Here is a 17,293-nt window from a genome sequence, read left to right on the forward strand (position 1 = left end):
CCCGGAAAGACAGCAGAAGCCCTGAAACGCAAAACCGGCGCCAAGGTCGACGAAATGGGATGACGGACCGGCGTCCACGGCAGTGCGTGCGATACACATTGTCTGCGGGAGGCGCCCCCCTGCGGCAAGCGATTAACCAGCGGGGACACTGGAACGACCGGCGGGCACCGGCCCGCACCCACCGTCGAGAGGAGTCCGACCGTGCAGCGGAAGGCGTACGTACCCGGCGTCGCCGTGCTCCTGGCGGCCGTACTGGCCGGCTGCACCGGCAGTCCGGACGACGCCGGCCGGGCGGACGACTCCAACCCGGGCAGCGCCGGTACGGCGACCCAGGCGGCCCAGCCCGGCAGGTACGCCACGCTGCCCGAGCCCTGCGGCGTGGTCGAGGACCGCACGCTGCGCGAACTCCTGCCCGGCATCGACGAGTTGGCGGACGAGACGCGGCGCCAGAAGGCGTACGCGGGCGAGGCGACGCTCACCTACGACACCGACCGCACGGTGGGCTGCCGGTGGAAGGTGGAGTCGTCCGAGGCCACCGACCACCTGCTGATCGACCTCGAGCGGATCGTCTCCTACGACAACGCCGTCAGCGACGACGCGCAGGCCGAGCAGCTCTTCGCGGAGAAGCGGACGGCGGCACAACTGCCCGAGCCGAAGGTGACGGAGTCCGGCTCTCCGGACACCGACGCCTCCGCGGAGGCGAGTTCGTCGCCGTCCGGCTCGCCGTCGGCGTCCGCGTCGGGGTCGCCTTCGGGGTCGGCGTCCGCCTCGGACGGGACGGCCTCGCCCTCCGCCGCCCCGTCCGACCTCCAGCCCCGCGTCCTGGACGACCTCGGCGACGAGGCGTTCATCGACGACGAGCTGAGCAGCTCCGGTTCGACCGCCAAGCAGCGCACGGTGACTGTGGCGTTCCGCACGTCCAACGTGATCGTGACCATCGAGTACGCGGAGCAGCCGATGACCGTCGGCGTGGTCCCGGACAGCAAGGAAATGCAGGACAGGGCCCGGAAACTGGCGTCCGAGCTGGCCGATTCGCTGAGCGACTGAGCGCCGTTCACGGCCCCTTCACGCCCTGCGCGGAGCACGCGAAGGACGTCCACACGGGTGACGCACCGCGTACCGTGACCCCTCGGACCCCGTTCCGACCACAGGGAACACGAGCGTCATGAGTGAAGGAACCATGCAGCGACGAGCACAGCGAGACCCGCGAGACCCGCGCGACCGGCGAGCGAAGCGCCTCACCCGCGCCCTTGTCTGCGCGTCCGCCGTCCCCGTGATGCTGATCGCCGCCGGCTGCTCCTCGGACTCCGGCTCCGACGAGGGTGCGGACAAGAAGGCCGACGCCTCCGCGTCGCAGTCCGCGAGCCCCTCCCCGACCGTGCGGGCGGCGGCGTACAAGAAGCTGCCCGAGGCGTGCGAGGTGCTGTCCGAGAAGACCCTGGACGACCTGGCGCCGAAGGCGAAGAAGGGCAAGGAGGGCAGCTCCGACGACATCTCCAGCCGTGCCAGCTGCTCCTGGAGCAGCCTGGAGAACAACGGGGTGGACGGCTCCCAGTTCCGTTGGCTGAACGTGTCGCTGCTGCGCTTCGACTCGGACACGACCCGCGGCCCGGGCGACGAGCTGGCCGGGAAGTACTACGACAAGCAGGTCCGGGACGCGCAGGCGGCCGAGGGCGCGAAGGGCACCGAGACGGAGCCGGTGACCGACACCGGTGACGAGGCGACGGCGGTGCGCTACGACCTGAAGAAGAAGGAAGGCACCTTCAAGCAGCAGACGGTCGTGGTGCGCGTCGAGAACGTGGTCGTGACCCTCGACTACAACGGTGCCGGTCTCGCCGGTGACGAGACGCCGGACGCCGACGACCTGATGAAGGACCTGCGGAAGGCCGCGAAGGAGGCGGTGGCCTCGGTGGCGAAGGCCAACGGCTCGGCCACGGCGAGCGGTTCGCCGTCCGCGTCCGCGTCGAAGTCCGCCTCGGCCTCCGCGTCGAAGTCCGCCTCGGCTTCCGCCTCGAAGTCCGCCTCGGAATCGGCCTCCGAGTCGGCCGCCGAGAAGAGCTGATCCGGGGCATCACGCCGCAGAACCACTGATCCGGGGGCATCGCTCCGCAGAACCAGAACCGGCCACCCGTTCTCCGCACACATGTGCCACCCTGTGGTGCGCAACAACACGCACTGGGAGGGGAGTACGGGTGGCCGGGCCACTGCAGCTGACACGGATGCACCGGGTTCTCATCGGCGTGGTCGTCACCGGTGCCGTCATCATCGCCGGGATCGGCTTCGCGGGTTCCTACGCGGCCGTCCGTGAACTCGCCCTGAAGAAGGGCTTCGGGGACTTCAGTTACGTCTTCCCGATCGGCATCGACGCCGGCATCTGCGTCCTGCTCGCCCTCGATCTCCTGCTGACCTGGATCCGTATCCCGTTCCCGCTGCTGCGGCAGACGGCGTGGCTGCTGACGGCGGCGACGATCGCGTTCAACGGCGCGGCGGCGTGGCCCGACCCGCTGGGCGTGGGCATGCACGGCGTGATCCCGGTGCTGTTCGTGGTGTCGGTGGAGGCGGCCCGGCACGCGATCGGCCGGATCGCCGACATCACCGCCGACAAGCACATGGAAGGGGTCCGCCTCACCCGCTGGATGCTGTCGCCGGTGCCCACCTTCCTGCTGTGGCGCCGGATGAAGCTGTGGGAGCTGCGCTCCTACGAGCAGGTGATCAAGCTGGAGCAGGAGCGCCTGGTCTACCAGGCCCGGCTGCGCTCCCGCTTCGGCCGCGCCTGGCGCCGCAAGGCACCGGTGGAGGCGCTGATGCCGCTGCGCCTGGCCAAGTACGGCGTTCCGCTCGCCGAGACGGCTCCGGCGGGGCTGGCCGCGGCGGGCATAGAGCCGGCGCTGATCCCGCCGCCTCCGGAGGTGGCCGCGGGCGACCGGGCCTCGCATGCGGGGCGGGTGGGTGCGGCGGCGCCTGCCGGCGAGCAGCGTCTGGAGCTGGAGGGCAACCAGGGTGCCGGGTTCGTGCAGGAGCCCTCGCCGGAGCAGAATCCCTGGCTGCACGCCCGTGATCCGCACACGGTGGAGTACCACGGCGGCTACGACCCGACGTACGACCCGGACGAGGAGTACGCCCGCTGGTACGCGGAGCAGCAGCAGGCCGAGCAGTACCAGGACCAGTACCAGGAGGAACCTCCGGTGCAGGAGCCCGCTCCGGAGGAGACGGGCAGTTTCCCCATTCCGGTGGTCCCGGGCGGCCGCACCCGTGAGCTGGGTGAGGGCGGTGGCACGGCGGCCTCCGATCCGGACGAGGAATCGTTCTACCAGGTGTTCCGTCAGTCGATAGACGGCAGCTATCCCACGCCGCGGGTCCTCGGCGACAACATCCAGGCGACCTACGGCACGACGTTGAGCTCGGGTGCCCTGAAGGACCTGGTGGAACGTTTCCAGAAGCGCCACACGGCGGAGCTGGAGGAGGACCACATCGCCTAGTCGACGCGCGGGCACGGCTCGTTCGTCACGCAAGGAGGGGCGCCCGGTGCGGTCACCGGGCGCCCCTCCTTGCGTGGTGTGCGCCTACGCGCCGAGCAGGGACCGCACCCGGTCCTGGCCCACCGCGAGGAGCAGTGTGGGCAGGCGCGGGCCGGTGTCGCGGCCGACCAGCAGGTGGTACAGCAGCGCGAAGAAGGACCGCTGGGCGGTCTTGATCTCCGGCGGCAGTTCCTTGGCGGTGGCGTCGGCGGAGTAGCCGGCCTGGACCTTGGGCACGCCGTAGACGAGGTGGGTGAGCCCGTCGAGGGACCAGTTGTCGGCGAGGCCGTCGAGCAGCAGCCGCAGGGACTGCTGCGCCTGCTCGTCGAGCGACTTCAGCAGCTCGGCGTCGGGCTCGGCGCGGACGATGGTGCGCTGGTCGGCGGGGACGTGGGTGTTGATCCACGCCTCGGCCTTGTCGTAGCGCGGGCGGGCCTCGTCGAGCCCGGCGAGCGGGTTGGCCGGGTCGAGGTCGCTGAGGATGCGCAGCGCCTGGTCCTCGTGGCCGGCGGTGATGTCGGCCACGGAGGCGAGCGTGCGGTACGGCAGCGGCCTGGGCGTCTTCGGCAGGTCCCCGCTCGCGGTGCGCACCGCGCGGGAGTGCGCGGCGGCGTCGGCGGGCAGTGCGGAGCCGTCGGCGACCTTGGCGTCGAGGCGGTCCCACTCGTCGTAGAGGCGCTGGATCTCCTGGTCGAAGGCGATCTTGAAGGACTGGTTGGGGCGGCGGCGGGCGTAGAGCCAGCGCAGCAGCTGAGGTTCCATGATCTTCAGCGCGTCGGCGGGCGTGGGCACGCCGCCCTTGGACGAGGACATCTTGGCCATGCCGCTGATGCCGACGAAGGCGTACATGGGGCCGATGGGCTGCTTGCCGCCGAAGATGCCGACGATCTGCCCGCCGACCTGGAACGACGATCCCGGCGACGAGTGGTCGACGCCGCTCGGCTCGAAGATCACGCCCTCGTAGGCCCACCGCATGGGCCAGTCGACCTTCCAGACCAGCTTGCCGCGGTTGAACTCGTTCAGCCGGACGGTCTCGGGGAAGCCGCACGCCGAGCAGGCGTAGGTCAGTTCGGTGGAGCCGTCGTCGTAGGAGGTGACGGTGGTGAAGTCCTTCTCGCAGTTGCCGCAGTACGGCTTGTACGGGAAGTATCCGGCGGCGCCGGAGCTGCCGTCGTCCTCGGCGGCGGCGCCTGAGCCCTCGGCTGCCTCCAGCTCGGCCTCGTCGACCGGCTTCTGCTGCTGCTTCTTCGCCGGTGCCTTCTTGGTGCGGTACTGGGCGAGGACGGCGTCGATGTCGCCGCGGTGCTTCATGGCGTGCAGGATCTGCTCGCGGTAGACACCGGAGGTGTACTGCTCGGTCTGGCTGATCCCGTCGAACTCCACGCCGAGCTCGGCCAGCGACTCGATCATCGCGGCCTTGAAGTGCTCGGCCCAGTTCGGGTGCGGCGAGCCGGCGGGGGCCGGGACGGAGGTGAGGGGCTTGCCGATGTGCTCGGACCACGTCTCGTCGACGCCGGCGACACCGGCCGGGACCTTGCGGTACCGGTCGTAGTCGTCCCAGGAGATCAGGTGCCGGACCTGGTGGCCGCGGCGGCGGATCTCGTCGGCGACGAGGTGCGGGGTCATGACCTCGCGGAGGTTGCCCAGGTGGATCGGGCCGGACGGTGACAGTCCGGACGCGACGACGACCGGTTTGCCCGGGGCCCGACGCTCCGACTCCTCGATGACCTCATCCGCGAAACGGGAGACCCAGTCGGTGGTCTCGGTGCTCTGAGCCACGATCGGCACGTCCTTCTTTCTGCTCGAACAGCCGGTACGGTCGCACGGCTGACCGCTCCATTCTCCCAGTCCGGCCCGCATCCGCGAAAACCGCTTTTCACCGCGTGGGATACTCGGCTTCGGTAGTAGTCCACGAACCCGAGCAGAACGGCAGCCTCCATGGCCTCGGTCACGTCCCTCACCGACTCCGTCCAGCAGCATCTCGCGTCCGCCCTCTCGGCCACCCGGCCCGAGGCCGCCGGCGCGGACCCGCTGCTGCGACGAAGCGACCGGGCGGACTTCCAGGCCAACGGCATCCTCGCGCTGGCGAAGAAGGCGAAGGCGAACCCGCGGGAGCTGGCCGGCGAGGTCGTCGCGCGGATCACCACCGGCGATCTGATCAAGGACGTCGAGGTGTCCGGGCCGGGCTTCCTCAACATCACGATCGCGGACGCGGCGATCACCGGGAACCTCGCCGCGCGGTACGCGGACGACACGGGCCGCCTCGGTGTGCCGCAGGCCGCGAACCCCGGCACCACGGTGATCGACTACGCGCAGCCGAACGTGGCGAAGGAGATGCACGTCGGTCATCTGCGGTCCGCGGTGATCGGTGACTCGGTGGTGCAGCTGCTGGAGTTCACCGGCGAGAACGTGGTGCGCCGGCACCACATCGGCGACTGGGGCACCCAGTTCGGCATGCTCATCCAGTACCTGGACGAGCACCCGCACGAGCTGGACCACAAGGCCGGCGAGGTGACCGGTGAGGAGGCGATGTCGAACCTCGACCGCCTCTACAAGGCCGCGCGCAAGCTGTTCGACTCCGACGAGGAGTTCAAGACGCGCGCCCGGCGCCGGGTGGTCGACCTCCAGGCCGGGGACCCGGCGACGCTCGCCATGTGGCAGAAGTTCGTCGACGAGTCGAAGATCTACTTCTTCTCCGTGTTCGAGAAGCTGGACATGGAGATCCGCGACGCGGACATCGTCGGCGAGTCCGGCTACAACGACATGCTCGCGGAGACCTGCCGGCTGCTGGAGGAGTCGGGCGTCGCGGTGCGCTCGGAGGGCGCGCTGTGCGTGTTCTTCGAGGACGTCAAGGGCCCGGACGGCAAGCCGGTCCCGCTGATCGTGCAGAAGTCGGACGGCGGTTACGGCTACGCGGCGACCGACCTCTCCGCGATCCGGGACCGCGTCTTCAACCTCAAGGCGAACACGCTGCTGTACGTGGTGGACGCCCGGCAGGCGCTGCACTTCAAGATGGTCTTCGAGACCGCGCGCCGGGCGGGCTGGCTCAACGACGACGTGCACGCGGTGCAGTTGGCGTTCGGCACGGTCCTCGGCAAGGACGGCAAGCCGTTCAAGACGCGTGCGGGCGAGACCGTCCGGCTGGTGGACCTGCTGGACGAGGCGATCGACCGTGCGTCGGCCGTGGTCCGGGAGAAGGCGCAGGACCTGTCCGAGGAGGAGATCGCCGAGCGGGGCGCCCAGGTGGGCATCGGCGCGGTGAAGTACGCGGACCTGTCGACGTCGGCGAACCGGGACTACAAGTTCGACCTGGACCAGATGGTCTCGCTGAACGGCGACACGTCCGTCTACCTCCAGTACGCCTACGCCCGTATCCGCTCGATCCTGCGCAAGGCGCCCGAGGGTGTGCGTCCGGTCGCGCACCCGGAGCTGGAACTGGCCGAGGCGGAGCGGGCGTTGGGCCTGCACCTGGACGGTTTCGCGGAGACGGTCGCGGAGGCGGCCCGCGAGTTCGCCCCGCACAAGCTGGCGGCGTACCTGTACCAGCTGGCTTCGCTGTACACGTCGTTCTACGACAAGTGCCCGGTGCTGAAGGCCGATTCGCCGGTGCAGGTGGAGAACCGCCTGTTCCTGTGCGACGTCACGGCCGCCACGCTGCACCGGGGCATGGCGCTGCTGGGCATCCGGACGCCCGAGCGGCTCTGAGCCGCGCGGCAGCGGCAGGCACGTGCGGGGGCGGGCCGTCCTCTCCCCCGACGGGAGGACGGGCCGCGCCCGTGTGTGCGGCGGACCCGTGTGTGCGGCGGACCCGTGTGTGCGGCGGACCCGTGTGTGCGGCCGGCCGGATCGTCAGCCCAGGAGCAGCACGCCGTCCGGTACGTCGATCTCGAACCGCTCCTCGACCAGGCGCCGTGCGTCCCGCTCGTCGGTCAGCTCCCGTGTGGTGACCGTTCCGTCGGTGTGGGTCTCGGTGAGGCGGTGGCCGTCGAGGAGGAGGTGCCGGTCCGGTGTGAGGTTCTGCAGGTAGGGGCGGCGCCTGAACGGGGAGCGGGGGTGGGCGCCGACGTACCAGTTGGCGACCTCGAAGTCCGACTGCGCGTAGGGCTCCAGGGTGAAGGCGTACTGCGCCTCCCAGCCGTCCGCTCCGTCCGCCCCGTCCGGGCCGTGCGCCTCCAGCACCCACGTCTCCAGCGGCCCGGCGTCGGGCGCGTGCACCAGCCGGTGCCGGCGGCCTTCGGCGTGGAACTCCGCGCCGGTGACCAGCGGCACCGGTTCCAGCAGGGCGCGGATCGTGCCGTAGCCCACGTCCGCGAGGTGGGGCCGCGGGTCGCCGGGGACCTCGACGAGCAGCGTCATGTGCGTGCGCGGGCGGCTCTCGAAGCGGTCGGCGCCGACGACGACCCGCGCGGCCAGCCGCGTCACCCGGAAGCCCAGCGTTTCGAGGACGCCCGCGAACAGCGTGTTGTGCTCGTAGCAGTAGCCGCCGCGGCGGCTGTGGACCAGCTTCGCGGTGATGTCGTCCGGCGCGAGGGAGGGGACCACGCCCCGCACGGGGTCCAGGTTCTCGAACGGGATGGTGCGGGCGTGGGCCGTGTGCAGGCCCCGCAGCGTCGCCGGGTCGGCCCGGCGCTCGCCGTCCCATCCGATCCGTTTCAGATAGGCGTCGGGGTCGAAGGTCGTCGTCCGTTCCGTCTCGGGCATGCCTTCACCGTACGAACACTGCCCTGCGCCCCGCCCGCCCCCGCAGCCGGAACCGGCGTCGTTCCTTGGTCCTAGGTCCTCCGCGACGTCAGGCCCGCAGGCCCGCGGCCAGCCTGCGCAGTCCTTCCGCGATCTCGTCCGGGGTCTGGGTCACGAAGCACAGCCGCAGCGTGGCCCGGTCCGGCTCGCCGGGGTGGAAGGGGGCGCCGGGGACGTAGGCGACGTCGTGCCGGACCACTTCGGGGAGCAGGGCCGTGGTGTCGTATCCGTCCGGCAGGCGGGCCCACAGGAACATGCCGCCCTCGGGGCGGGTCCACGTCGATCCCTCGGGCAGGGCGGCGGGCAGGCCGGCGAGCATCGCGTCGCGGTGTGCGGCGTAGACGCCCGCGACGCGGCGGATGTGGGCGTCGAGGTCGCTGTCGGCCAGGTAGCGGGCGGCGGCGAGCTGGTTGACGGTGGGGGTGTGCAGGTCGGCGGCCTGCTTGGCGACGACGCAGGCGCGGCGCAGTTCCGCGGGCGCCCGCAGCCAGCCGAGGCGCAGTCCGGGCGCCATCACCTTGGAGAAGCTGCCGAGGAGCACGGTGCGGTCCTCGGCGCCGGGCAGGGCGGCGATCCACGGCTGCCGCTCGCCCTCGAAGCGCAGTTCGCCGTACGGGTCGTCCTCGACGATCCACAGTCCGCGCCGGGCGGCGACCTCGGCGACGGCGGCGCGGCGGGCGGCGGGCAGGGTGCGGCCGGTGGGGTTCTGGAAGGTGGGCACGGTGTAGAGGAACGTGGGCCGCTCACGCACCACGAGGTCCTCCAGCGCGGCCGGGTCGAGGCCGTGCTCGTCACCGGGAACGGCGACGACGCGTGCGCCGGCCATGCCGAACACCTGGAGTGCCGCCAGGTAGCAGGGGCTTTCCACCAGGACCGTGTCGCCGGGTTCGAGGAGGGCGGTGGCCAGCAGGGACAGTGCCTGCTGGGAGCCGGTGGTGATCAGCAGGTCGTCCGGGGCGGTGGCCAGGCCGTGTGCGCAGGTGCGGGCGGCGAGCGCGGCCCGCAGCGCGGGTTCGCCCTCGGTGGTGGAGTACTGCAGTGCCTGCGCGGGCGTCTCGGCGAGGACGGCCCGGTACGCCGCCGCTATGCCGGCGGCGTCGAACAGCTCCGGGGCCGGCAGCCCGCCCGCGAAGTTGATCACCTCGGGGCGGGCGGTGACGGCGAGGATGTCCCGTACGGGCGAGCCGCCGATCGACCGGATGCGCGCGGCGAGCGGCGGCGTGGCGGCGGGAGCGGTGGCGTCGGGCGGAAGCTGGGTCACGGTCATGCCGGAAGCCTAGGCATCTACATGCCGCCTACAACTACCTTTCCGTGATGCGGACAGCCGCCCGTCGCCGCGTGCGCTACTCGACCTCCGTCGTGCCCTCCGGAACCCACTTCTCGCCGCCCAGCGGGAACTCGTACGCCGGGCGGCCGTTGTTGCCGCTGGTGTGGAAGGGGCGGCCGTTGTTGTCGACGGTGAGCGTGCCGCTGCGGGAGCCGCTGGACCACTTCAGCTCCAGGTACCAGCTGACGTCGTAGGCGGAGGCGTCGGCGGTGATGTAGTAGACCTCGGGGTCGGACTGGCTCACCTTGAACGGGAAGTCCTGTTGGCCGGACTCCGGCGTGACGGCCGGCCGGGCGGCGTCCAGGGCGACGCTGAAGGCGCGCTTCGGGACGTCGCCGCCGCAGCCGACGCCGGGATAGCCCATGGCGAAGTCGTTCCAGGCGAGCGGCGACCGCTTGCCGGCGATCCGCACGGTGAGCGCGTCCACGACCACCGTGTCCGCGCCGGTGCCCTGCACGGTGAGCCGCACCGACTGCTCGCCGGACGACACCGCGTCGAGCGCGCCGACCCAGCCCGGCGCGTCCTGCTCCGTCGGCGGCGGGGACACCTGGCTCGGCGGCCGGTTGACCAGGTACCGCTGCGAGCAGGGGTCCGGCCAGTCGTACGCCTCGACGCCCACGGTGAGCGGCACACCGCCCGCGCCGGCCGGGGCGCCCGGGGAGGAGGCGCGGGGTGCGGGCGCCGCGCCCCGGTCCTTGTCCCCGCTCCCGGCCGGTGCGGAGCCGGACGGGGACGGGGATCCGGACGCGGACGCCGACGCCGAAGCGGAGGGCGTGGCGGTGAGGGACGGCGAGGGCGCGGTCCGCCCGCCGTCGACGCTCGCGGCTCCGGCCGGCCCGCTCCGGCCGCCGCCCTCCGCCCCGCCGTCCGGCAGGCTCACGGCCAGCGCGACCCCGCCGAGCACGGCGGCCACCGCGATCCCGGCGAGTACGGCGGTACGGGTACGGCGGCGGGAGCGCGGGCGCGGTGCGGGATCGTCGGACCTCGGGATCTCGGGGACTTCGGCGGTCACCGGGACTCCGACGGCCTCCGGGACTCCGGCGGCCTCGCGGGCGTCAGCGGTCTCCGCGACACCAGCGGTCTCCGGAGCGACGGCTGGCCCCACGGCACCAACGGCTCCCGCTCCACCGGCTGATCCCGCTCCACCGGTTGATCCTGCTCCACCGGCTGGTCCCGCTCCACCGGCTGCTGCCGCTGCACCGGCTGGTCCCGCTCCACCGGCTGATCCGGCTGCACCGGCTGCTCCCGCTGTACCGGCTGCTCCTGCTGCACCGACTGTTCGTGCGGCATCGCCGGCCGACGCGGCATCGCCGGTCGGCGCGGTGCCGGTGGTCGGCGCGGCAGCGGTGGCCGCCGAGGCGGCGGCAGTCCCCGCCGCCTCCGCCGTTTCCCCGGCGTCCGTCTCCGCTCCCGTACGCGCCGCGCCCGCCGCCTCCGGCGTCCCCGTAGCCGCCGCTTCCGCCGCCCCCGCCGCCGTCGGCTTGCGTCCTCGCGTCGCGTCCGCCAGGACCCACCGCCGGTGCAGTTCGACCAGTTCCGCAGGGCGTGCCTTGCACAGCCGGGCCAGTCGTTCCACCGGCGCGTAGTCCGTCGGCACCGCGTCCCCGTTGCAGTACCGGTGCAGGGTCGACGTACTCATGTGCAGCCGTTTGGCGAGCACCCCGTAACTCAGCCCGGAGCGCTCCTTCAAGTCCCGCAGCAGCGCGGCGAACTCCCCCGCGGACGTGTCTCCCGACACTGTTCCTCCCACCCCCGTGTCCCATTCCACCGTTCCAGGGAACGGTTGTTTCCCCAGGTCAGAGCGGCGTGAGCGTTCCAGCGTCCCGGATCGCCGGTCGAGTGTGGCGGCCGGGACGACTCACGCCGCAAGCTCTGGTCATCCAAGCACGCCGCTCCCGGGGTTCCGGTCGAGCGGCGGCGCGAAACACTCTTCCAGGACAAGGAATTCACCATGCGCGCTTCCCGTATCCGCCTGCTCGCCGCCGCCGGTATCACCCTCGCCACGCTCTCCCTGACGGCCTGCCAGGACGGCACGGGCACGAAGGACGAGGGCGCGTCCGGGTCCACCGCCTCGGCGACGACCCCCGCGGACACGTCCTCGGACTCCCCGAAGGACAGCACCGGCTCGGACGCCGCACAGGACGACTCCGCCTCCGAGGGCCACTCCCAGGCCGGCGGAAGCAAGGGCACCGGCAGCAACACGGGCAACGGCGAGGGCGGCGACAAGTCGGCCGGATCCGGCACCACTTCGGGCTCCGGCGACGCCGAGACCCGCGTCGCCTGCAACGGCTCCAACACCACCGTCACCGTGCAGCCCGTCAGCCGTCCCCTCAACCACATGCTGATCACCGTCAAGAACACCGGCTCCAAGCCCTGCGACCTGACCTACTACCCGGTGCTCCGCTTCGACGAGATGCAGTGGGTGCCGCAGCCGATCGAGGCCTCGAAGCCGCAGTCGGTGGTCGGTATCGCCCCGGGCGAGTCGGCCTACGCGGGTGCGCTGCTGGCCTCCGCCGACGGCAGCGGCGAAGGCGGCACCACGGGCCACAAGCTGACCGTCGGCTTCCAGGGCCGTACCCCGAACAGCAGCGGCGGCCCGTCCGCGACCCCGTCCCTGCCGGCGAAGGGCGTCTACTACGACAGCAGCATGGCCGTGACGTACTGGCAGCAGTCGATGGACGAGGCCCTGTCCCACTGAACGGACGACGCGCCGCCCCGCCGGGGCGACGCGTCTGTCGCACCGGGACGGACACCCGTCCCGGTGAGCGGTCTACCGTCCGAGCTTCTGGGCCACCTCGGTGGCCCAGTAGGTGAGGACGTTCCGCGCGCCGGCCCGCTTGATGCCGGTCAGCGTCTCCAGGATCGCCCGGTCCCGGTCGATCCAGCCCTTCTCGGCGGCGGCCTCGATCATCGAGTACTCACCGGAGATCTGGTACGCCGCCACCGGCACGTCCACCGCGTCCGCGACCCGGGCCAGGATGTCGAGGTAGGGGCCGGCCGGCTTGACCATCACCATGTCGGCGCCCTCCTCCAGGTCGAGCGCCAGCTCGCGCAGCGACTCGCGGACGTTCGCCGGGTCCTGCTGGTACGTCTTGCGGTCGCCCCGCAGCGAGGAGGCGACGGCCTCCCGGAACGGCCCGTAGAAGGCCGAGGCGTACTTGGCGGTGTAGGCGAGGATGGCGACGTCCTCCCGGCCGATCTGGTCGAGGGCGTCGCGGACGACGCCGATCTGCCCGTCCATCATCCCGCTGGGGCCGACCACATGGGCGCCGGCGTCGGCCTGTACCTGCGCCATCTCGGCGTACCGTTCGAGCGTGGCGTCGTTGTCGACCCGCCCCTGCTCGTCCAGCACCCCGCAGTGCCCGTGGTCCGTCGTCTCGTCGAGGCACAGGTCGGACATGACGAGCAGGTCGTCGCCGACCTCGGCCCGCACGTCGCGCAGGGCGACCTGGAGGATGCCGTCCGGGTCGGTCCCGGGCGTGCCGAGGGCGTCCTTCTTGGACTCCTCGGGCACACCGAACACCATGATCCCGGAGACCCCGGCCGCGACGGCCTCCGCCGCCGCCTTCTTCAGGCTGTCGCGCGTGTGCTGCACGACGCCCGGCATCGACGCGATGGGCACCGGTTCGCTCACGCCCTCGCGGACGAAGGCGGGCAGGATGAGGTCGGCGGGGTGGAGCCGGGTCTCGGCGACCATCCGACGCATCGCGGGGGTGGTGCGCAGACGCCGCGGTCGCGTGCCGGGGAAGGATCCGTACGTCGTCATGGCACCTACGCTACGCCCGCCCCACGCGTGCCTTTGCCGACGCGGAGTCGGCGGGCGGACCCCGCGTGCGGGCCTCCGGCCGGGGGCCCATGCTGGGGGGAGGGACCGGCACGGCCGGCCCCGTACGAGGACGGACCCCGACGACCGCTCGCCTCCCGCCACACGCCGACGCCCGACCAGCAGTCCGCCGCCGTCCCTCCGCTCCGTACGCGCGTCGCGGAGGACGCCATGACCACCACGCACCACACTCCCGACCTGTTCGCCCTCTCGGAGGTCCGCGGCCCGGTCCTGCGCCCCGGCGACGAGGGCTACGCCGAGGAGGTCACCGGTTTCAACCTGGCCGCCCTGCACACGCCCGACGTGGTCGTGGCCGCGACCGGCGCCGACGACGTCGTGACCGCGCTGCGCTGGGCGTCGGCCACGGGCACGCCGGTCGCCGTCCAGGCCACCGGCCACGGCGCCAACTTCCCCATCCCGCACGGCCTGCTGATCAGCACGGCCCGGATGACCGACGTACGGGTGGACCCGCGGCGGCGCACGGCGACGGTGGCCGCGGGCGCGAAGTGGCGGGACGTGCTGGCCGCGTCCGCGTCGCACGGGCTGGCCCCGCTCAACGGCACGTCCACGGACGCGGGCGCGGTCGGCTACACGGTGGGCGGCGGCCTGCCGGTGCTCGGCCGGACCTACGGCTACGCCGCCGACCTGGTCCGCTCCTTCCAGGCCGTCACGCCCGGGGAGCCGCTCCGGGAGACGGATCCCGACCACGAACCGGAGCTGTTCTGGGCGCTGCGCGGCGGCAAGGGCAACGTCGCCGTGGTGACGTCCATGGTCATCGAACTGCTCCCGCTGAGCACGGTGCTCGGCGGCGGCCTCCACTACGCCGGCGAGCACGCCGAGACCGTGCTGAACACCTGGGTGGACTGGACGAGGACCGTCCCCGAGCAGATGAACAGCGCGTTCGCCGTCCTGCGGCTGCCGCCCATCCCGCAGCTGCCCGCGGAACTGCGCGGCGGCTTCTGGGCGCGCGTCGCGGTCACCTGGACCGGTGACCCGGCCGACGGCGAGAAGCTGCTGGAACCGCTCCGGGCCGCCGCGCCGGTGGCCGTCGACCTGGTGCGGGAGATGCCGTACACGGAGGTGGACGGCATCCACATGGAACCGCAGGATCCGCTGCCGGCCCGTGAGTCGTGCTCGCTGCTGCGCGAGCTGACGCCGGAGGCGGTGCGCGCCTTCCTGGACCAGGTGGGTCCCGCCGTCCCCGACTGTCCTCTGCTGGCCGCGCAGATCCGGCACATGGGCGGCGCGCTGTCCCGTCCCGCGCGGACGGAGGACGCGATCTGCGCCCGTGACGCGGGCCACCTGCTGGAGGCCGTCGCCGTCATCCCCGCCCCGCCCGACGCCGAGGCGGTCGAACGCGCCACGACCGCCCTGCACTCCGCGATGGCCCCGTACGGCACGGGCCGCACCATGGTCAACATCCACGGCACTCCGGGCGACGCCGCGGACCGCGCGCGGGCCTGGACCCCTCAGGTGCTCGAGCGGCTGCGCCGCGCCAAGCGGACCTACGACCCGGCGAACCTGCTGCGCTTCGGCCACACCGTGTGATGCCCGCGGGCCGTGCGGCGTGTTTGACTACGGCTCCGCGTCCGTGTCGGCGGCGCGAGGACGAGGGGGACGCACGATGGAGCACGGCACCGGCGGGACCGCCACGGACGGCGGCTGGGCCCACGAGCACCGCTACGACGTGCTGCTGGCCACGCCCGCCGTCCACGAGGCGGTCCGGCGCAACGCCGCCCGGGCCCGCCGGCCGATGAGCGCGCAGGAGTTCCTGTCCCGGGCCGCCTCGCTGACGCCGCTGGTGGGCGCGCCGATGCTCGGCGGGGCCGAGCGCGGCCGGCGCCTCGGGCTCGCGCTGCGGCTGCGGACCGGCAGGACCCGCGAGGCCGAACTGCCGGTGCCCGTGGGCCGGGTCCTCGCCGCCGTCCTGTGCTCGCTGGCGCTGCGCGCGCAGGAGGTGCGCGCGGTGGCGCAGCACGAGGACGGCTGCACCCTGACCGCGGACATCCCCTCCGACGCGAGGACCTTCGGCGGGGTGCTGGAGGTGTGCGTCACCCGTGCCGCCCCGGGCACGACGTCGGTGCGCGCGAAGGCGGAGATCCCCGGCCAGCTCATCGACTGGGGCACCAGCCGGCGGACCCTGGACACCCTCCTCGCCGACCTGAACGCCCCGGACCTCGGGTAGGGCCTGTCCGTCCGCCTTTTCCACGGAGAGGAACACCATGCGGCTGCGCTGTGCCGTGCTCGACGACTTCCAGGACATCGCCACCACGATCGCCGACTGGAGCCCCGTCCGGGACCGGGTGGAGGTCACCTCCTTCACCGGGCACTTCGCCACCGAGGACGAACTGGCCACCGCGCTCGCGGACTTCGACATCGCGGTGACGCTGCGGGAACGCGTGCCGTTCCCGGCGTCGCTGCTCGACCGGCTGCCCCGGCTGAAGCTGCTCGTCGCCTCCGGCATGCGCAACTCGGTCATCGACTACGCGGCGGCCGGACGCAACGGCGTCACCGTCTGCGGCACGCAGAGTTCCGCCGTGCCGCCGGTGGAGCTGACCTGGGCGCTGCTGCTGGGACTGGCCCGCGGCCTCGTCACCGAGCACCACGCGCTGCGCACGGGCGGCCCGTGGCAGTCGACGGTCGGCGCGGACCTGCACGGCAGCCGCCTCGGCCTGATCGGCCTGGGCAGGATCGGCAGCCGGGTCGCGGCGGTGGGGCTCGCGTTCGGCATGGAGGTCACGGCGTGGAGCCCGCACCTCACCAGGGAGCGCACGGACGAGGTGGGCGTGGAACTGGCGTCCTCCAAGGAGGAGTTGCTGCGCACCAGCGACTTCGTGTCGCTGCACCTGGTGCTGGGCGAGAGCACCCGGGGCCTGCTGGGCGCCGCCGAACTGGCCCTGCTGAAGCCGACCGCGTACCTGGTGAACACCTCCCGCGCGGCGCTGGTCGACCAGGAGGCGCTGCTGGCGGCGCTGCGGGAGGGCCGGATCGCGGGCGCCGGTGTCGACGTCTTCGACACCGAGCCGCTGCCGGCCGACCATCCGATGCGCACCGCGCCCCGTCTGCTGGCCACGCCGCACCTCGGTTACGTGTCCCGGGCCAACTACCGCACGTACTACACGCAGGCCGTCGAGGACATCACGGCCTGGCTCGACGGCTCCCCGGTCCGCCGCCTCGGCTGACGCCTGCGGAGCGCGTCGCCGGGGCGGCGGGACCGTGACGGGCAGGGGTCAGAACTCACTGGCGGGGAACACCCGCCACACCTGGGCCAGGTGCACGCCGCCGCCCCACAGGCGGGTCAGGCCCAGCAGTTTGTCGTTGAGCTGGTGGTGGTCGGCGATGGCGAGCGCGAAGCGCGGGTGCACGACGGAGACGATGACGTAGCTGTCGGAGCTGACGTCCTGGCGGACCAGCCGCCAGTTCTGGTGGAGGCTGTCGGTGCGTTCCTGAAGGGTGACGATGTCGGAGTGCTTGGCGCCGACGGTCAGGCAGCGGCGGTTGGCGTACGACTCGATCCGTGCGGTCCCGTCCCCGTTCTCCACGAGGTACCACATGTGGCCGGTGGTGTTCTTCCGGAACGGGAACTCGGCCCAGGTCTGCACGTGGTTGTTGACGCCGTCATGCCAGTCGTTGCACATGAAGTACGTCCCGGTGACGTGGTGGGACATGCCCACCGCGCCGATGGGCAGCGCCGTGATCAGGTCAGGCACGAGTGACTCCTCGTCTCTCGGTCGTGGGCCGAAAAGCCCCGTACACCAAGAGCCTTGACGGGTCGTCAGCTCCTCAACCGGCGGGCCGATTCACGCGGCCGGCCGGTGCGCCCGTCCGCACCCCGGGCGCGGCGGCGTACCCCGCGTGCACACCGGCACACGGCGGACCCCCGTA

The 17,293-nt window shown here is 72.4% G+C and carries 14 protein-coding genes and 1 pseudogene; 8 read left to right on the top strand and 7 right to left on the bottom strand.

What is annotated here, in order from left to right; translation table 11 throughout:
* Positions 1 to 201 precede the first annotated feature (201 nt).
* The 3 genes from FGW31_RS14775 to FGW31_RS14785 all read left to right on the top strand — a co-directional run bounded on the left by FGW31_RS14775 (position 202) and on the right by FGW31_RS14785 (position 3,479).
* The gene (locus FGW31_RS14775; protein ID WP_142193868.1) at positions 202 to 1,047 is read left to right on the top strand and encodes a DUF3558 domain-containing protein; all 846 of its coding nucleotides are present in this window, start codon (positions 202 to 204) and stop codon (positions 1,045 to 1,047) included.
* A 118-nt stretch (positions 1,048 to 1,165) separates the two neighbouring features.
* Positions 1,166 to 2,062, top strand: coding sequence for a DUF3558 family protein (locus FGW31_RS14780; RefSeq protein ID WP_142193869.1), 897 nt, complete (start codon positions 1,166 to 1,168; stop codon positions 2,060 to 2,062).
* Positions 2,063 to 2,219: 157 nt separating this feature from the next.
* Positions 2,220 to 3,479: a DUF2637 domain-containing protein gene (locus FGW31_RS14785; protein WP_220511382.1), complete on the top strand. Its 1,260-nt coding sequence runs from the start codon at positions 2,220 to 2,222 to the stop codon at positions 3,477 to 3,479.
* Between the two features lie 84 nt (positions 3,480 to 3,563).
* Here FGW31_RS14785 and lysS read toward each other — a convergent pair whose 3' ends face one another.
* Positions 3,564 to 5,306 (bottom strand): lysine--tRNA ligase, encoded by a 1,743-nt coding sequence (lysS, locus tag FGW31_RS14790; protein ID WP_142193871.1) that lies wholly within the window; start codon positions 5,304 to 5,306, stop codon positions 3,564 to 3,566.
* 150 nt (positions 5,307 to 5,456) lie between these two features.
* Here lysS and argS point away from each other — a divergent pair, with 150 nt between their 5' ends.
* A complete protein-coding gene (gene argS, locus FGW31_RS14795; RefSeq protein ID WP_142193872.1) occupies positions 5,457 to 7,223 on the top strand; it encodes an arginine--tRNA ligase in 1,767 nt (588 codons plus the stop codon).
* Positions 7,224 to 7,367: 144 nt separating this feature from the next.
* On the opposite strand, the gene FGW31_RS14800 is transcribed toward argS, so the two are convergent.
* The 4 genes and pseudogenes from FGW31_RS14800 to FGW31_RS36225 form a co-directional block, all read right to left on the bottom strand.
* The gene (locus tag FGW31_RS14800) at positions 7,368 to 8,219 is read right to left on the bottom strand and encodes an arylamine N-acetyltransferase family protein (protein ID WP_142193873.1); all 852 of its coding nucleotides are present in this window, start codon (positions 8,217 to 8,219) and stop codon (positions 7,368 to 7,370) included.
* An 88-nt stretch (positions 8,220 to 8,307) separates the two neighbouring features.
* Entirely contained in the window at positions 8,308 to 9,525 is a 1,218-nt protein-coding gene (locus FGW31_RS14805) for an aminotransferase-like domain-containing protein (protein WP_142193874.1), read from the bottom strand.
* Positions 9,526 to 9,601: 76 nt separating this feature from the next.
* Positions 9,602 to 10,690: a transcriptional regulator gene (locus FGW31_RS36085; protein ID WP_308432322.1), complete on the bottom strand. Its 1,089-nt coding sequence runs from the start codon at positions 10,688 to 10,690 to the stop codon at positions 9,602 to 9,604.
* Between the two features lie 368 nt (positions 10,691 to 11,058).
* Positions 11,059 to 11,323, bottom strand: a pseudogene (locus FGW31_RS36225) (helix-turn-helix domain-containing protein); the annotation flags it as partial.
* A 213-nt stretch (positions 11,324 to 11,536) separates the two neighbouring features.
* On the opposite strand from FGW31_RS36225, the gene FGW31_RS14815 reads away from it, so the two are divergent.
* Positions 11,537 to 12,283 (top strand): DUF4232 domain-containing protein, encoded by a 747-nt coding sequence (locus FGW31_RS14815; protein ID WP_142193875.1) that lies wholly within the window; start codon positions 11,537 to 11,539, stop codon positions 12,281 to 12,283.
* Between the two features lie 72 nt (positions 12,284 to 12,355).
* Here FGW31_RS14815 and hemB read toward each other — a convergent pair whose 3' ends face one another.
* Positions 12,356 to 13,351 (bottom strand): porphobilinogen synthase, encoded by a 996-nt coding sequence (hemB, locus tag FGW31_RS14820; RefSeq protein WP_142193876.1) that lies wholly within the window; start codon positions 13,349 to 13,351, stop codon positions 12,356 to 12,358.
* Between the two features lie 228 nt (positions 13,352 to 13,579).
* Here hemB and FGW31_RS14825 point away from each other — a divergent pair, with 228 nt between their 5' ends.
* The 3 genes from FGW31_RS14825 (at position 13,580) to FGW31_RS14835 (ending at position 16,590) form a co-directional block, all read left to right on the top strand.
* Positions 13,580 to 14,956: an FAD-binding oxidoreductase gene (locus FGW31_RS14825; protein WP_142193877.1), complete on the top strand. Its 1,377-nt coding sequence runs from the start codon at positions 13,580 to 13,582 to the stop codon at positions 14,954 to 14,956.
* Positions 14,957 to 15,032: 76 nt separating this feature from the next.
* On the top strand, positions 15,033 to 15,593 hold the full coding sequence (locus FGW31_RS14830; protein ID WP_142193878.1) for a hypothetical protein: 561 nt from the start codon (positions 15,033 to 15,035) through the stop codon (positions 15,591 to 15,593).
* 37 nt (positions 15,594 to 15,630) lie between these two features.
* Entirely contained in the window at positions 15,631 to 16,590 is a 960-nt protein-coding gene (locus FGW31_RS14835; RefSeq protein WP_142193879.1) for a D-2-hydroxyacid dehydrogenase family protein, read from the top strand.
* Positions 16,591 to 16,638: 48 nt separating this feature from the next.
* On the opposite strand, the gene FGW31_RS14840 is transcribed toward FGW31_RS14835, so the two are convergent.
* Positions 16,639 to 17,118, bottom strand: a complete 480-nt coding sequence (locus FGW31_RS14840) for an RICIN domain-containing protein (RefSeq protein ID WP_142193880.1) — start codon at positions 17,116 to 17,118, stop codon at positions 16,639 to 16,641.
* Positions 17,119 to 17,293: the final 175 nt, after the last annotated feature.

The organism is Streptomyces calvus, assembly GCF_006782915.1.
GTDB lineage: Bacteria > Actinomycetota > Actinomycetes > Streptomycetales > Streptomycetaceae > Streptomyces > Streptomyces calvus.

Excerpts from the sequence above, each read along its gene's own strand:
- FGW31_RS14780 (WP_142193869.1), top strand. The coding sequence starts at position 1,166 with ATGAGTGAAGGAACCATGCAGCGACGAGCACAGCGAGACCCGCGAGAC.
- FGW31_RS14785 (WP_220511382.1), top strand. The coding sequence starts at position 2,220 with ATGCACCGGGTTCTCATCGGCGTGGTCGTCACCGGTGCCGTCATCATC.
- argS (WP_142193872.1), top strand. The coding sequence starts at position 5,457 with ATGGCCTCGGTCACGTCCCTCACCGACTCCGTCCAGCAGCATCTCGCG.
- FGW31_RS14800 (WP_142193873.1), bottom strand. The coding sequence starts at position 8,219 with ATGCCCGAGACGGAACGGACGACGACCTTCGACCCCGACGCCTATCTG.
- FGW31_RS14805 (WP_142193874.1), bottom strand. The coding sequence starts at position 9,525 with ATGACCGTGACCCAGCTTCCGCCCGACGCCACCGCTCCCGCCGCCACG.
- FGW31_RS14815 (WP_142193875.1), top strand. The coding sequence starts at position 11,537 with ATGCGCGCTTCCCGTATCCGCCTGCTCGCCGCCGCCGGTATCACCCTC.
- hemB (WP_142193876.1), bottom strand. The coding sequence starts at position 13,351 with ATGACGACGTACGGATCCTTCCCCGGCACGCGACCGCGGCGTCTGCGC.
- FGW31_RS14825 (WP_142193877.1), top strand. The coding sequence starts at position 13,580 with ATGACCACCACGCACCACACTCCCGACCTGTTCGCCCTCTCGGAGGTC.
- FGW31_RS14830 (WP_142193878.1), top strand. The coding sequence starts at position 15,033 with ATGGAGCACGGCACCGGCGGGACCGCCACGGACGGCGGCTGGGCCCAC.
- FGW31_RS14835 (WP_142193879.1), top strand. The coding sequence starts at position 15,631 with ATGCGGCTGCGCTGTGCCGTGCTCGACGACTTCCAGGACATCGCCACC.